Here is a 13,755-nt window from a genome sequence, read left to right as displayed (position 1 = left end):
CGCGTCCCTCCCGGTGGACGGCCAGGACCGCGGCTACCCCGGCCGGGGCCGGGGCACATGACTGGAACGACCGCGCGTGAACAGCTGAACAGGGCCCGTAGCAGTGCGCATCTCGCTACGGTCCAAGGACCCGGATGATCACCACTGGAGGCCGAGCCCATGGCTGGCATGATCGACAGCACGTACCGCATGGTCGTGATGCAGCCGACGAACTACTGCAACGCGAACTGCTCGTACTGCTACCTGCCGAACCGGCGGGACACCGCGCACATGCAGCCCGCCGTCGCGCAGGCCATCGCGCGGGACATCGAGGAACAGGGCGAGCCGGTCACCGTGCTGTGGCACTCCGGCGAGCCCACCTCGGTCGGCACCCGCGTGATGCGCCAGCTCCTGGACCCGTTCGAGAACGGTCGCGGCCAGGGCTTGGTGCGGCACCACATCCAGACCAACGCCACGCTCATCGGCGACGGCTGGTGCCGGCTCTTCGACGAGTACGCCTTCGAGATCGGCGTCAGCCTGGACGGTCCGGCCTGGCTGTGCACGGAGCGGGTGAACTGGGCAGGGCGCCCGATTCACGCCCAAGCCGTCGAGGGCATACGCCGGCTGATGGACGCCGGGCTGAACCCGTACGCGATCTGCGTCGTTCCCCCCTCCAGCACCGGCCGCGGCGTGGAGCTGCTGACGTACTTCGACGACCTCGGTCTCGAGGCGGTCGCCTTCAACCTCGAAGCGTCCCTCGGGATCAGCACCACCCGGTCCGTGCCGGCGGACGAGGCGGCGCGCCGGTTCTGGACCGACGTCCTGACCTGGTGCCGGGCGCATCCCGACCGGATCCGGGTCCGCGAGCTGCTGCAGGCCGCCGCGTTCGTGCAGCGGACCATGGACAAGCCGCGCGAGCCGATGCCGACGGTCGGCCGGGACGGGACGGTGGTGCTCGCCTCCCCCGAGCTCGCCGGTCTGCGCGCGCCGGTCTACAACGACTTCCGGGCCGGGAACGTCCTGGAGGAACCCCTGACGGCCATCATCGGCCGTCAGCACGAGCTCGGATACATCGCCGAGTTCGAGAAGGGCCTGGAAGCCTGCCGCGCCACGTGCGGCTTCTGGGAGTTCTGCCACGGCGGGTTCGCGGCCATGCGCTACGCCGAGCACGGACGGATGGACACCACCCGTACCCAGTGGTGCACCGCCGCCCGGATCGAACTCGCCCGTGCCCTCGCCGACCAGCTCGACGGGGACACCACCAGCCGTACCGCGCAAGCCTTCATCCCCCTCATGGAAAGGACGAGTTGATGCACGACGACGACCTGCTGCCCCCCGCCTACGAGGACACCTCACGCGTCAGGACCGCCAGGGAAGCGACGGTGGCCACGCTGGACGAGCTCATCAGCCGGTACCCGACGAGCGAGAACAAGAACCGGAACCAGCGCACCGACTCGTTCACGTCGTGGAACCAGAATTTCACGCAGACCGGCGGCGGCGTACAGCCCGCTCACAGCAGGCGCCACCGAGCCTCGTGGTGAACCAGCACGCCGAACCCGCAGGACCCATGGGGCCGGGTAACGGCCTGACCCCATGGGCGCGGCGCAGTTCCGGGACCCGGTGCTCGCCTGGGCCCGGAACCTGATGCCGCTCGTGCAGAGCCGCCGCCAAGCCGTGGCGTACGCCAGGTCGCTGCGCCAGCAGGTGCCGGCCGCCTGAGACCGCCGCACGGGGCTGGTGCGCCGACCGGAGAGGCGAGTTGGGCCTCTTCGAGTTCCCAGCCCCGGACGCGGCGGTGGCCGGAGCCACCCACCAGCACCCCTCCGCGAAGTGGCGCTCCGCTGCCGACCTTAGGCCACACGACCGGAACCCCTGCCCTCGCCCGGCCGCGAGGTCGGCGACGTCACCAATCCTCCGCCGCCTCGCGGAACTGGTCGTTTCCGCGAGCGCGAAACGCGACACCATGCGCCACAAGTGGTCACGCGCGTCCCGGGCTCGCGGCATCGCGTCCGTCACCTCACCAGCGGTTCGGTCCCCGAGTACCTGCGACGGCCCCGAGTCCGGGCCCGGTTATCAGCCAGAGTCTCCGTAGGCCGGATCGACGCGCAACCTTCTGCACCACGCTCGCCCTGCCTCCAGCAGTGCTGTTAGATCCCGCCTGCATGTGGTCAACCCCCGGTAACCGCTCACTCGGAAGAAGGGGAACGTTCATGCTGAGACACGCAAAGGCCGCAGCCGGCCTCACGGCCGCCGGACTGATCCTCGGTCTGACCGGCACCCTCGCCGGCGCCACCGCGGCCACCGCCGCACCCGCCCAGCAGGGGACTTCCCGGACCGTCACCATTCAGGCCGTCAACAACCTCGGCCTCAACACCTCCGAAGCCAAGAGCGTCCAGTGCTACGTCCGCGACTCCGGATACGACCCCGGCACGATTGACGGCCAGCTCGGCTCCAACAGCTGGAGGGCCTGGCAGAATCTCCTCAACGCCGAGGGCTTCAACGCCGGAACCGCCGACGGCATCCTCGGCCCCAACACCATCAGCGGCCTCCAGCGCTTCCTCGTCTCCTTCGGCCTCGACACCGGCGGCATCGACGGCATCGCCGGGCCCAAGACCAGGGCCGCCTGGGCGTCGTTCGCCAACGTCCGCGGAAGCTGGTGCTGATCCGCCCGGTGGGGCGTGCGGCAGTGGTCTGCACCGGGTAGGCGTTGTTCGAGGCCGACCGGATACGGCCAGGACAGGCAACCCCGTTAAACGCGCGGTCCATTACGAAGGTCGGCGCAGCATCGCAGCCTGCCTGGCCTGCAGAGCCCTGCCGCCAACGGCGTATCAGGAGGGCGAGTCAAGAGCCGCACTGTTCATCCGCGGCAAGCCGGCACGCCAGCACGCCAGCACGCCAACGTATGTAAGGTGCGTCAGCATGCCGCTGGTGTCTTCCGTCGTCCTACGCCCTGCGAGCATCCCCCCGGGAAGCTGGGACTACCGACGAAGCTTCGCCGGCGCCTCCGTCGGGGACAGCGTGTCCATCCTCCGTATGTTCGGCGACCGCTTCGGGCAGCTCAGTCTTCCTGCGGGCCGCTACGATCTCCGCCTCCTCATGCGGAGTGAGGAATGGGCCGCCTGCGAGGAAGCGCCGCCCCACACGCGACGTGGGGCTGCAGAGCGCCGGACCGGCGAGAGACAAGAGGCGTCATGTCGCACCACGAACTGGTCTTCAGGACCGCCCGTGAACTCGTCCTGCTGATGGTGACCCGCCAGGCCTCCGCACGAGAGGTTCTGGAAGCCCACCTCGAGCAGATCGAGCGGGTGAATCCGGCCGTCAACGCCGTCGTGACCCTCGCGCCGGAACACGCGCGGAAGGCGGCGGCGCGAGCGGACGCGGCCATCGTCCGCGGGGTGAGGCTGGGTCCGTTGCACGGACTGCCCGTGCTGCACAAGGACCTCGCCGCGACCGCGGGCATCCGCACCACCCAGGGCTCCGTGATCTTCAAGGACGATGTGCCCGCCTCCAACCACCTGGTGGTGCAACGGCTGGTCGATGCCGGGGCGGTGACCATGGGCAAGACCAACACCCCGGAGTTCGGCACCGGTTCGCAGACCTGCAACCAGGTGTTCGGGGCCACCCGGAACCCGTACGACACCAACACCACGTGCGGCGGTTCCAGTGGCGGTGCGGCCGTGGCGCTGGCCTGCCGGATGACGCCGATCGCCGACGGCTCCGACATGGCCGGCTCGCTGCGCAATCCGGCATCGTTCTGCAACGTCGTCGGGCTCCGGCCGTCCATCGGCCGGGTGCCGGCGTGGCCGTCGCCGCACACCCACTTCACGCTCGCGACGTACGGCGCGATGGCGCGGACGGTCGGCGACGTCGCGTTGCAGATGCAGGTCATCGCCCGCCCGGACGACCGCGCCGTGCTCAACGCGCCCGTCGTCGACTTCACCCACCCGCTGGAAGGCGGTGTGGCCGGCACCCGGGTCGCCTGGTCCACCACGCTCGGCGGGCTGCCCGTCGACGCGCGGATCACCGAGACCCTCGCACCCGCCGTAAGCGTCCTCGAAGGTCTCGGCTGTCATGTCGAGGAGCGCGAGCCGGACTTCAGCGGCGCCGACGAATCCTTCTCGATCCTCCGCGCCGCCTATTACCGGCAGGCGTTCAAGCAATTGCACGAAGAGTGGCCACGGGACATCGGCGAGCAGACGACCTGGGAGATCGAGCGCGGGCTCGCTCTCACCATCGACGACCTGGGACGCGCGGAACTGCTGCGCTCGCAGGTGTACGACCGGATGTACGCGTTCTTCACCGCATACCGCTTTCTCATCGCCCCGGTCACCCAACTCCCGCCGTTCGACGTGCACGAGCACTGGCCCAAGGCCGTTGCCGGAGTGCCACAGACCTTCTACCGGGAGTGGATGCGCATCTGTTCACGCGTCACCCTCGCTGGCCTTCCGGCGATTTCGGTGCCCTTCGGCTTCACCGCGGAAGGGCACCCCACCGGGCTGCAGATCATCGGCCGCCAGGGCGATGATCTCGGGGTGCTGCGGATGGCCGCCGCGGTGGAGACGGCCACCGGTACCTGGCAGCAGCATCCGCACATCGCACAGTGACAGCACGAGGCAAAAACGTCAGACGGTTCAGTCCAGTTGGTTCTTGTGGATGCGGCCGCCCTTCATGATGAGGGCGAGGTTCTTCCCCGGATCCGCCAACAGGCCCAGATCCTGCGTCGGATCCCCGCTGACCAGCAGCAGATCCGCCCACGCACCCGGCTCGATCACCCCCAGCCGCGCCCCCTTGTACGGGTCCCGTCCACCGCACAGCCGGAACAACTCCGCGTTGCCGGACGTCGCCATCCGCAGCGCCTCCACCGGACTGAACCCGAAGTGGCTCGACAGGCGGACGAACATCTCGCTCTGCCGATGAGCCTCGCTCGGGCTGAGGAAGAGGTCGGTCCCGAAGGCGAGCTTCACCCCGTACGTGCGGGCCCACGCATAAGTCCGCTTCGCGCCCTCGCAGACCTGGCGGTTCTTCTCCGTCCTCTCGGGGTCGGGGTAGTGGTGGTCGCTCTCCAGCCATGGCTGGGTGCTCAGCCACACCCCTTTTCTCGCGAGCATCGCCATGGTCTGCTCGCTCGCGAGGTGCCCGTGCTCGATCGACCTGATCCCGGCCTCGACCGCACGCCGGATGCCCGCGGAGTTGTAGACGTGCGCGGCCACGTACGTGCCCCAGTCGGCCGCCGCCTCGACCGCCGCCCGCAGCTCGTCGAGCGTGAACTGCTGGACGTCCAGGGGGTCGTACTTGGAGCACACCCCGCCGCCCGCATACACCTTGATCTGGCTCGCACCCCTCTTGAGCTGCTCGCGCACAGCGGCCAGAACACGGTCGCGCCCGTCGGCCGTCCGCACGCATCCCGTCGCCTCGATCCGCGATTCCGGGCCGCCGAACTCCCTCGCCGCGTCGTGGATTTCGGAGAAGTCCCCGTGCCCGGACGTCTGGGAGACCATCCCCTCGCTCGCGTAGATCCTCGGCCCCGGGAAGCGGCCCGCGTCGAGGGTCCGCCGGAGGGCGGTCACGGGCCCGCCCATGTCCCGGACGGTGGTGAAGCCGCGCAGGAGCATGTGCCCTGCCTCGGTCAGCGCGTTGTAGTGGGCCGTCCCCGCGGGGCCGTGGAGGATCTCCTCGTCCGTGCTCCCCGCCATGAACAGGTGCACGTGCGCATCACTGAGGCCGGGCATCAGCACGCGCCCGCCGCCGTCGACGACCCTGGCCTCCGGCGCGGGAGACTCCCCCTCGGCGGCGATCCTCCCGTCGGCAACGTACACCGCGCGCCTGTCGCTCAGTTCGTCGTGCACGCCGTCGAAGACCCGCACGTCGGTGATCAGGACGGGGGGCGGGGCAGGGTGCGACTCGCTCGACGTCATCTCGCCGTCCTCTCGGAAACACTCGGAAATACCGCCGCCGGACACGGGAGTCCACTCTCCGGCCCGCCACGACAGCCCCACAGCTCCGTTTTCGGCCACACGCCCGTTGGGCGGCCCCTTCCCTCGGCGGAGTACGGCGTTGTACGCATGGGCTGTCCGTTCGCCGGCAGGAAAGCCGGCAGGGAAGGGGACCCCATGCGTACGCACGTTCCGGGCCGGAGGCCCGTGGCCGCGAGGACGTCCGGCGGTGCACAGTCCGCGACGCCCGCCCCCGCACCGTCGCCGGTCCGGCCCGGCGGCCCGGCGGTGGCCGTCCTTCTGGATCTGCAGCGCAGGGCGGGGAACGCCGCCGCGGCCCGGATGCTGGGACGGGGGACGCGGAGGTCCGGTGCCCTCGACGTCCTGCGCGGCCCCGGCCGGCCGCTTCCGGTGCCGCTCAAGGAAGAGATGGAGGCCCGGTTCGGTGCCGACTTCTCCGACGTGCGGCTGCACACGGGTACGGCCGCCCGGTGCTCCGCTGCCGGGCTCGGGGCGCGCGCGTACACCGCCGGAAACCACGTCGTCGTCGGCGAGGGCGTCCTCGACCGGCACACCCTGGCCCATGAGTTGGTCCATGTGCTGCAGCAACGGTCCGGGCCGGTGACCGGCACGGACCGGGGCGACGGCACGAGGGTCAGCGCCCCCGGGGACCGCTTCGAGCGTGCGGCGGAGGACGGCGCCCGTCGCGCCCTGTCCGGGCGTCCCCAGCCGGGGGCGGCAGCCGCACCGGCTCCGACGGGGGATGCGCAGCAGACCCCGACGATCCAGCGGATGAGGTTCTACCGCGGGACGTCCGATGCCGACGCCGACGCCCTGGTGGCGCGGAGGGGCAGTGGAGGGCCTTCGGTGCATGAGGGGCGTCTGCAGCCCACGGGGAGCGGCGAGTTCGGCAAGGGTGTCTACTTCTGGGAGGAGGACCGCGACGCCGCCCTCGTGACGGCTCTCCGGTACCAGGCGCCGGATCGGGCCTGGGCGGTCGTCGAGTACGACGTCCCCGACGAGCTCGTCAGCCGGACGGCGAAGGAGGACCGTGCGGCGGGGAAGGACTGGCTGAGCTTCCCGCACGATGCGGAGACCCGGCCTTCGAAGGACGCATTCGTGGCGATGCAGACCGAAGTACCGCGGCCGTACGAGGAGTTCACCGCCGAGGACCTCGCACAGGGGCGCCACCCGCATCCCCTCGTCCGGCATCCGGTGGAGGGCGGGGCCTGGGCGACGAAGAAGGACGGCACCGTGGTCACGTCCGCCCCCATGAACGTCAAGCAGTTCTACGACATCAACAGCGACCCGAAGAAGCACGGCGAGAAGTTCGGCCTGGCCGACCAGCCCGCCGACAACATCGAGTGGACGAACCACCCCGTCGTCACGGGGATGTCCGCCGCCGACTACTCCCCCGGCGCGCCTCGGCAGGCACGCTTCCTGGGCTCCGGGATCGACATGCTCAATCACGGCCGGAACATCACGATCACCAAGGTCCTGCACGGGGTTCAGGTCAAGAACCGTGCCGACGTCGCCTGGGTCCGGGGACTCGAGATGAAGCACCGCGCGACCGCGGAACGTGATGCCAGGGCCAAGAAACTCCTTTCCTGATACGGCCGTTCGATTTTCCGGGCACATTCCGATGGCATTTCCCGCCAACGGGACGCGCCATCCACGCCGGAAAAACGGTTCCTGAAGGAATTCCGGCCACCGTGCCGCGCCGGGGCGACCGGGCTCGCGCACTCTTGACAAGTGCGAGCCGGTCGGCGTCACGGAAGAACGCAAGCGGAATTCCCGAGGCCGTATGGTCGTATTCGCAGCCGAAACGCCGCAGTAGGCACAAGACCACGGATCTCCTGTCCGGAAGCAGCAGGAGCACACCCCGGGTGGCCGGTTCGCCCGGGTGCGCGGGTAGTGCTGACGGCATAGTCTCGACCACCCGAACGCGCCCCCGCGCGAGCTGCCGGGTTCCACCACCTTTGCCATCGTGCACTCCTGCTGCCCTACTGGCGTGCGCGCCGGGCGCGTTGAGAGGTATCGACCACAGGACCGGAGGGGATACCGCCGTGCCGGACAACATTCAGGAATACACCCTTGTCGGGAACTACCGGCCTCACTCACTGGCCCAGGGAAACAAGAACTATCTCTGGGTCACCACCAGCGACAAGGCCGTCATCCGTGTCCATCCCGGCGCCGGCAACCAACAGCTCGTCGTGAACCATTCGGCGATTCCCCAGCTCAGCGCCGGAATCATCAAGGACCCCAACGGGCTCCAGCGGGTGTGGTTCGCAGCGCCGGCTCCGCCGCGGCAGCAGGACCCGATCGTGATCATGGAGACCACGGCCGGCAACCCCGTGACGTTCTACCCGCTGGAGGACGACGCCAAGGCCGAGAGCATCAAGCTCCAGACGACCAACACGGGCACCGTCGAGGCACCCAACTACGAGTACAGTCTGCTGTTCGCCGAACCCGAGCACAGCTACGTCGGCATCCTCACCCCCGCCATCGGGGGTCACATCGACCGCATGCCGGTCAGCCAGAGCACCTGGCTGTGGGACGTGGCCGTCAGCACGACCTCGGACGGAAAGACGCACACCTACTGGGCCACGGGCCAGACCAGGGCCAGCAACCCGGTCAGGACCGAGAACGGCCTCTACCGCCGTCGCCCCGGGGACACGCAATGGGAGCGGATCCCGGTGCTCCCGGCCACCCAGAAGCCCTTCTACGTCATCGCGGACACGACCGCGGTGTGGCTGACCGCGACCAACCCGAACCAGGTCATCCGCTTCGATCTCAACTCGGGCACCACGCGCACAGTCAATCTGGGCACGGCCGTTCCACAGCAGTTGACGTTCGGCACGCTGGGCGACCTGTGGGTGGCCTCCAGCGCAGGGCTGCACGAGTTCGACAAGAATCTGACGGGACCCGGCTCCGTGGTGGGCCTGCCCAACGGCGGCGGAGCCAAGGGCATTTGCATCGCGGCCGACGGGAAGCTCTGGTACACCAACCCGGACCGCAAGTCCATCGGCAGCTACGACGTGCCCCCGCCCCCTTACGGGGCCGCCTCGCTCATGGGCCGGACCCAGGTCGTGTACCAGGGGGAGTCGGAGGTCCACGTCAAGGACCAGGTCGTCCATCCCCTCGTCGTCGACTACGTGGCCAACGGACGGCCCGTGCCGGGAGTCCCCCTCACCTGCCGGATCGACGCGGAGGGGGCGGCCTTCGAGGACGGCACCCGCGAACGCGTGATCATCACGGACCAGCGGGGCCGGGCCGCCCTGCCTCCCGTGATCGCAGGCGACATCCAGGAGGACGCGGTCATCAGCGTCGGCCTCGGCGACACCGAGCCGCACGCCGCCACGACGCTCAACATCACGCCGGCCTAGCGGCGCGCCCGCACCACCCGGTCCGTTTCCCGCTCCGCAGGAAGGAGAAGCAGCATGCCGACCGCAGTGCCGCCGCCCGTCCCCCACTCCGACTCGGACGAGTTCCCCATCAGCGCGATCGCCGTCGACGTGGCCTGGCTCAGCAACGACGAGAACGTATGGTTCGTCACCGCCCAGGGCGTCATGGGTTATTTCGAACCCCGCAACCCCTGGGGCAGCACCGTCATCACCCCCGGCCCGGGCATCACCGGCAACGCCAACTCCCTTGTCGCCTGGCCCGGCCACGGAACGTGGACGTTCCTCGCCGCGGAGAACGGCTCGTCGTTCGTCAAGTGTGCCGACAGCCAGTACCAGGTCTATCCCCTGAGCGGAACGACGGACTGCCGGGCCCTGGCCCTCGGCAAGAACCGTGAAGGCCGTACCCGCATCGTCGCCCCGCTCACCTCGGGCCAGCTGGCCTTCATCGAGTCCGGTGGCAGCATCTCGAACTCCACGTTCTACAGTGACGACCTGTACGGCGTCGCCATCGCCCCGCTGCAGCAAGGCCGTTACTGGCTGACCTCCCCCCGCGGCAAGGCGCTGCTCGACTACGACGTCAGCACCGGAACCTTCGGCGCTCCCATCGGCCTCGGATTCGAGCCACGGGATGTCGCGATCAGTCCGGCGGGCGATGTCGTCTGGATCGCCACCACCGGCAACGTCATCCTCAAGTACACCGTGCCGGGCGGCACGCTCACCCGCATCGACACCCCGTCCCCCGCCAACCACATGCTGGCGACGGCCGACGGCACGCTGTGGTTCGTGAGCACCACCGGCAACGCGGTCGGCTATGTACTGCCCGACACCAACAGGGCAGCCACCATCCCCACCGGCCAGGGTTCCCGCCCGTCGGGTCTCACCGTGTCCGGCGACAGCCGGCTGTGGGTCGCACTGTCCGGGCAGAGGAGTCTGCGGCGCGTCTCCCGGCACCGGCTCGCAGTGGTGTCCGGAGACGGGCAGAAGACCACCGTCGGAAAGCCCTTCCGCAAGCCGTTCGAGGTCAAGGCGACGCTGCTGGACAACACTCCGGTGGGCGGGCAGAAGATCGAGTTCTCCGTCGCGGAGGGCTCGGGCGTCTTCGAGAACGGCGAGCACACCGAGACCAAACACACTGGGACAGAGGGCGACCGGCTCGGCATCGCGACGAGCTCCCGGCTCACGCCGCTCAAGGAAGGCCCCTGCCCCGTCACCGCCCGCTGGACGGAGACGGACGCCGTCGCCTCCTTCACCCGGCTGACCGTCGGCCCGCGGCCGGGCACGGCGGACCGCGTGCGCTACGTCTCGGGCGCGGGCCAGTCCGTACCCGCGGGGAAGTCCTTCGAGCACCCGATGAAGGTGATCGCGGAGGACGCACAAGGCAATCCCGTCGAAGGCGCCGAGGTCACCTTCAAGGTCCGCGGCGAGAACGGCGAGTACATGGCCACCTTCCCCGGCGGCACGGACACCGCCCAGGTGACCAGCGGCAGCGACGGCACCGCCGAGTCCCCCGTCCTGACGGCCGGCGACAGTCCGGGCGGGTTCGCGGTCGAGGTGTGGGCGGACGAGACGTTCATGAGCCTGCTCCTCCGGCAGAACATCCACTGACGGTCCTCATCCCCCGGCCGCCGCCCGCACGCTGCGGCGGCCGGGGGCGAGGCCGCCCGGACCCCGAGGGAGGAATCCGCCCCACCATGCCCGAGAACGGACCGGCGCTGCAGACCACATACGACTTCGAACTCCCCAACGGCTACGTGGACGGCTCCGGAACCGTCCACCGCCACGGCTCCATGCGGCTCGCCACCGCCCGCGACGAGTTGTCGCCCCTGATCGACCAACGCGTCCGGGAGAACCCCGCCTACCTCGGCGTCGTCCTCCTCAGCCTCGTCATCACCCGGCTGGGCACCCTGACCGACATCCACGCCGGCGTCGTGGAACAGCTCTTCGCCCAGGACCTCGCCCACCTCCAGGACTTCTACCGGCGCATCAACGGCCTGGACTCCGGGCACGGCGCCGTCGCCTGCCCCTCCTGCGGGACCAGCTTCGCGCTGCCCTCGACGGCACCCGGCGGCCGCCTGGGGGAAGCATGACGCACCCGCCGCGCCGGCTCCGCGAGGAATCCGCCTGCATCGCCTACCACTTCCACTGGGCGTACGGGGACATCCTCGGCCTCCCGCACGAGGAACGGCGCGCATGGGTGCGCGAGATCGCCAGGCTCAACAGCGCGGCGGGGGCAGGCCGGTGAGCCTCGTGGGCGCGCTGAGGAGGGCGGGACTGCGGCGTCACCGTCCCGCGGCCTCTCCTGTACCGCCGGCCCGGGCGGATTGGCGTGACGTGGCGCCCGTCGGGCTGCTGCACCCGCCGCTGCTGTCCACGAGCAGGCACGTCGACTTCCGGGACGGCCTCGCGGCCTGGCGGCCGGCCCCGCTCGTCACGGCCGGCTCGCGGCTGCTGCCGCGGGGAGTGCCGCTCGCCCTGGGGGCGGGAGTCCTCCGGGGCTCCCTCGTCCCGGAGTTGCCGGTGAGCGCGGTGCGCGAAGGGGTGTACGAGGCGGTGCCGGCCGGCTTCCGGCCGGGTGACCCAGCGGCCGGGCCACCCCGGAGTCGAGAGCTCGCTGCGCACGTGCAGGGGGAGCACGGGCCCCACGGCCCTCGGCCACCCGGTGCGCCGGGTGACCGCGAAGAGCCTCTGACGCCCGGGTTCGTCGGGACGATGCTTCGCCGCGTGAGCGAGGCCTTCGCCCCAACACCCCACGACAGGCCGGACGTTCCCCGTCGGCCGTCGGCCGACAGCCCCGCACAGGCTGCGCCGCCGCACCGGCCACTCAGCGGCCACGACTGGACCGGCGCCGCACCCGGGACGACCGACAGCCCCATCCGTCCTCAACGTCCACCGTGCCCCGCCGACCCCCCGCCCTCCTCAACCCACCACGGCCCAGACCGCGTTGAGGCCCCTCGTTCCCCAAGGGGCCTCCGGCCGCACGACACGGACCTGCTCCGCGGCAGCCGCAGGCTCCCCTCCCCCGGCACCACACCGCCACGGGCAACGCAGAGCCGTCCCCCAAGGGAGCCTGCACCCGACGCGGACCGGTCCTTCGCCTTTCCCGGGCTCCCCCTCCCCGGCACCACACCGCCACGGGCAACGGAGCGCCGACCCGCAGAAAGCACGCCTCGCGAAACGGCCCGGTCCGTCCCGGGCACGGTCATCCGTCGACGCCCCGACAACGGCGAGCGGCCCACCGGGGCCCCGAGCCGGCACGAGACCCCCGCCCCAGGGCCGAGCCCGGCCACCACCCCCGCACACCAGCCGAACCCGAACGTCCCTCCGGCCACCGCCCCCGCACCACCGTCGACACCCGCACCGCACCCGCGGCAAGCACCCCCGCACCACCTCCGCACCGGCGAGCGGCCCACCGGACCCCCGGCCCCGCGCGGAAACCCCGTCCCCGGGCCGGGCCCGGATATCGCCCCCGCACCCCAGCCGAACGCGAACGTCCCCCCGACCGCTGCCCCCGCACCTCCACCGCCACCCGCACCCCGCCCGCGACAACCGCCCCCGCACCGCCTCCGCGTCGGCGAGCCGATCGCCCAAGTACCCGCAACCGCCCGGCCCTTCGCGATCCCACCGCCCGCCGTCGGACGGACCGGGCCACCGCCCACCATCAGGCATACCGGGCCACCGCCCACCCCCGGCCGCACCGCACCACCACCCGCCCCGCCCCAGGCCCCTGCGAAAGCGGCCCCGGCGCCCCCGGCACCCCCAACCGCCTCCCCCGCGGCGCCGCCCGGGCCCCCGGCCGCCCCGGACATCTCCGCCCTCGCCCGGGAAGTCGCCCGCAGCCACGCCCGGCTCCTGGCCGAAGCCGTGCTCCCGGCCCTCGGGCCGCCCCGGCAGGGGGCACCGCTGCCGTGGCCGCCGCAGCCCCAGCCGCCGCCGGACGGCGGCGGATGGGGATCGTCCGTACCGCGATGAGGCTCCCGACCACCCACGGAGTGCCCGCCCATGGCCGACCAGCCGTTCGCCGTCAGTTCCCATTTCCAGCTCTCCATCGGCACCCACGCCCTCGGTTCCTTCACCTCGTGCGACGGGCTCGGCTGTGCCATGGAGGTCGAGGAGCGGGTCGAGGGCGGCACGAACGGGCACGTGTGGCAGCTGCCGACGCGGCTGCGCTACACCAACGTCGTGCTCGGCAGGCCGCTGTCGCAGGACACCGTGCTCGTCTGGGCCTGGATGCAACAGCAGATGATCGAGCCGTTTCGGCTTCCCGGGCAGCTCGTGGCGCTGGGACCGGACCGGCGGCCGCTGGTGCGGTGGCTGCTGGACGGGGTGCTTCCGGTGCGCTGGAGCGGGCCGACGTTCGACGTCGACCAGTCGCAACCGGCCCGCGAGACCTTGGAGATCGCCCACAACGGGTTCCTCGGGATCACCGTCTGACGTCGGAG

The 13,755-nt window shown here is 70.9% G+C and carries 12 protein-coding genes; 11 read left to right on the top strand and 1 reads right to left on the bottom strand.

Features of this window, described 5'->3' with window-relative positions; translation table 11 throughout:
• Positions 1 to 159: 159 nt before the first annotated feature.
• From ACMATS_RS34630 to ACMATS_RS34610, 5 genes are all read left to right on the top strand, one after another.
• Positions 160 to 1,290 carry a radical SAM protein gene (locus tag ACMATS_RS34630; RefSeq protein WP_391154621.1) on the top strand — a complete coding sequence of 377 codons (1,131 nt, stop codon included), beginning with the start codon at positions 160 to 162 and terminating at the stop codon, positions 1,288 to 1,290.
• A complete protein-coding gene (locus ACMATS_RS34625; protein ID WP_390775433.1) occupies positions 1,290 to 1,520 on the top strand; it encodes a hypothetical protein in 231 nt (76 codons plus the stop codon). Before ACMATS_RS34630 ends, ACMATS_RS34625 begins: the two co-directional genes overlap by 1 nt.
• A 52-nt stretch (positions 1,521 to 1,572) precedes the next feature.
• The gene (locus ACMATS_RS34620) at positions 1,573 to 1,698 is read left to right on the top strand and encodes a hypothetical protein (protein ID WP_390775434.1); all 126 of its coding nucleotides are present in this window, start codon (positions 1,573 to 1,575) and stop codon (positions 1,696 to 1,698) included.
• A gap of 491 nt (positions 1,699 to 2,189) precedes the next feature.
• A complete protein-coding gene (locus ACMATS_RS34615; RefSeq protein ID WP_414170200.1) occupies positions 2,190 to 2,642 on the top strand; it encodes a peptidoglycan-binding domain-containing protein in 453 nt (150 codons plus the stop codon).
• A 528-nt stretch (positions 2,643 to 3,170) separates the two neighbouring features.
• Positions 3,171 to 4,583: an amidase gene (locus tag ACMATS_RS34610; RefSeq protein ID WP_390775436.1), complete on the top strand. Its 1,413-nt coding sequence runs from the start codon at positions 3,171 to 3,173 to the stop codon at positions 4,581 to 4,583.
• 27 nt (positions 4,584 to 4,610) lie between these two features.
• Here ACMATS_RS34610 and ACMATS_RS34605 read toward each other — a convergent pair whose 3' ends face one another.
• Complete coding sequence (locus ACMATS_RS34605) at positions 4,611 to 5,894, bottom strand: amidohydrolase family protein (protein WP_414170199.1); 1,284 nt, start codon at positions 5,892 to 5,894, stop codon at positions 4,611 to 4,613.
• Positions 5,895 to 6,089: 195 nt separating this feature from the next.
• On the opposite strand from ACMATS_RS34605, the gene ACMATS_RS34600 reads away from it, so the two are divergent.
• The 6 genes from ACMATS_RS34600 to ACMATS_RS34575 all read left to right on the top strand — a co-directional run bounded on the left by ACMATS_RS34600 (position 6,090) and on the right by ACMATS_RS34575 (position 13,747).
• Positions 6,090 to 7,523 (top strand): DUF4157 domain-containing protein, encoded by a 1,434-nt coding sequence (locus ACMATS_RS34600; RefSeq protein ID WP_414170198.1) that lies wholly within the window; start codon positions 6,090 to 6,092, stop codon positions 7,521 to 7,523.
• A gap of 455 nt (positions 7,524 to 7,978) precedes the next feature.
• Positions 7,979 to 9,298 carry a hypothetical protein gene (locus ACMATS_RS34595; RefSeq protein ID WP_414170197.1) on the top strand — a complete coding sequence of 440 codons (1,320 nt, stop codon included), beginning with the start codon at positions 7,979 to 7,981 and terminating at the stop codon, positions 9,296 to 9,298.
• Between the two features lie 54 nt (positions 9,299 to 9,352).
• Positions 9,353 to 10,921, top strand: a complete 1,569-nt coding sequence (locus ACMATS_RS34590; protein WP_414170196.1) for a hypothetical protein — start codon at positions 9,353 to 9,355, stop codon at positions 10,919 to 10,921.
• 86 nt (positions 10,922 to 11,007) lie between these two features.
• Entirely contained in the window at positions 11,008 to 11,403 is a 396-nt protein-coding gene (locus ACMATS_RS34585) for a hypothetical protein (RefSeq protein WP_390775441.1), read from the top strand.
• A complete protein-coding gene (locus ACMATS_RS34580) occupies positions 11,400 to 11,558 on the top strand; it encodes a DUF6760 family protein (protein ID WP_414170195.1) in 159 nt (52 codons plus the stop codon). Before ACMATS_RS34585 ends, ACMATS_RS34580 begins: the two co-directional genes overlap by 4 nt.
• 1,757 nt (positions 11,559 to 13,315) lie before the next feature.
• Entirely contained in the window at positions 13,316 to 13,747 is a 432-nt protein-coding gene (locus tag ACMATS_RS34575) for a phage tail protein (RefSeq protein WP_390775443.1), read from the top strand.
• Positions 13,748 to 13,755 lie beyond the last annotated feature (8 nt).

Source organism: Streptoverticillium reticulum (assembly GCF_047456005.1).
Classification (GTDB): Bacteria; Actinomycetota; Actinomycetes; order Streptomycetales; family Streptomycetaceae; genus Streptomyces; species Streptomyces reticulum.
Note: the sequence above shows the minus strand (reverse complement) of the source record. Positions and strands in the feature narration are given on the sequence as shown.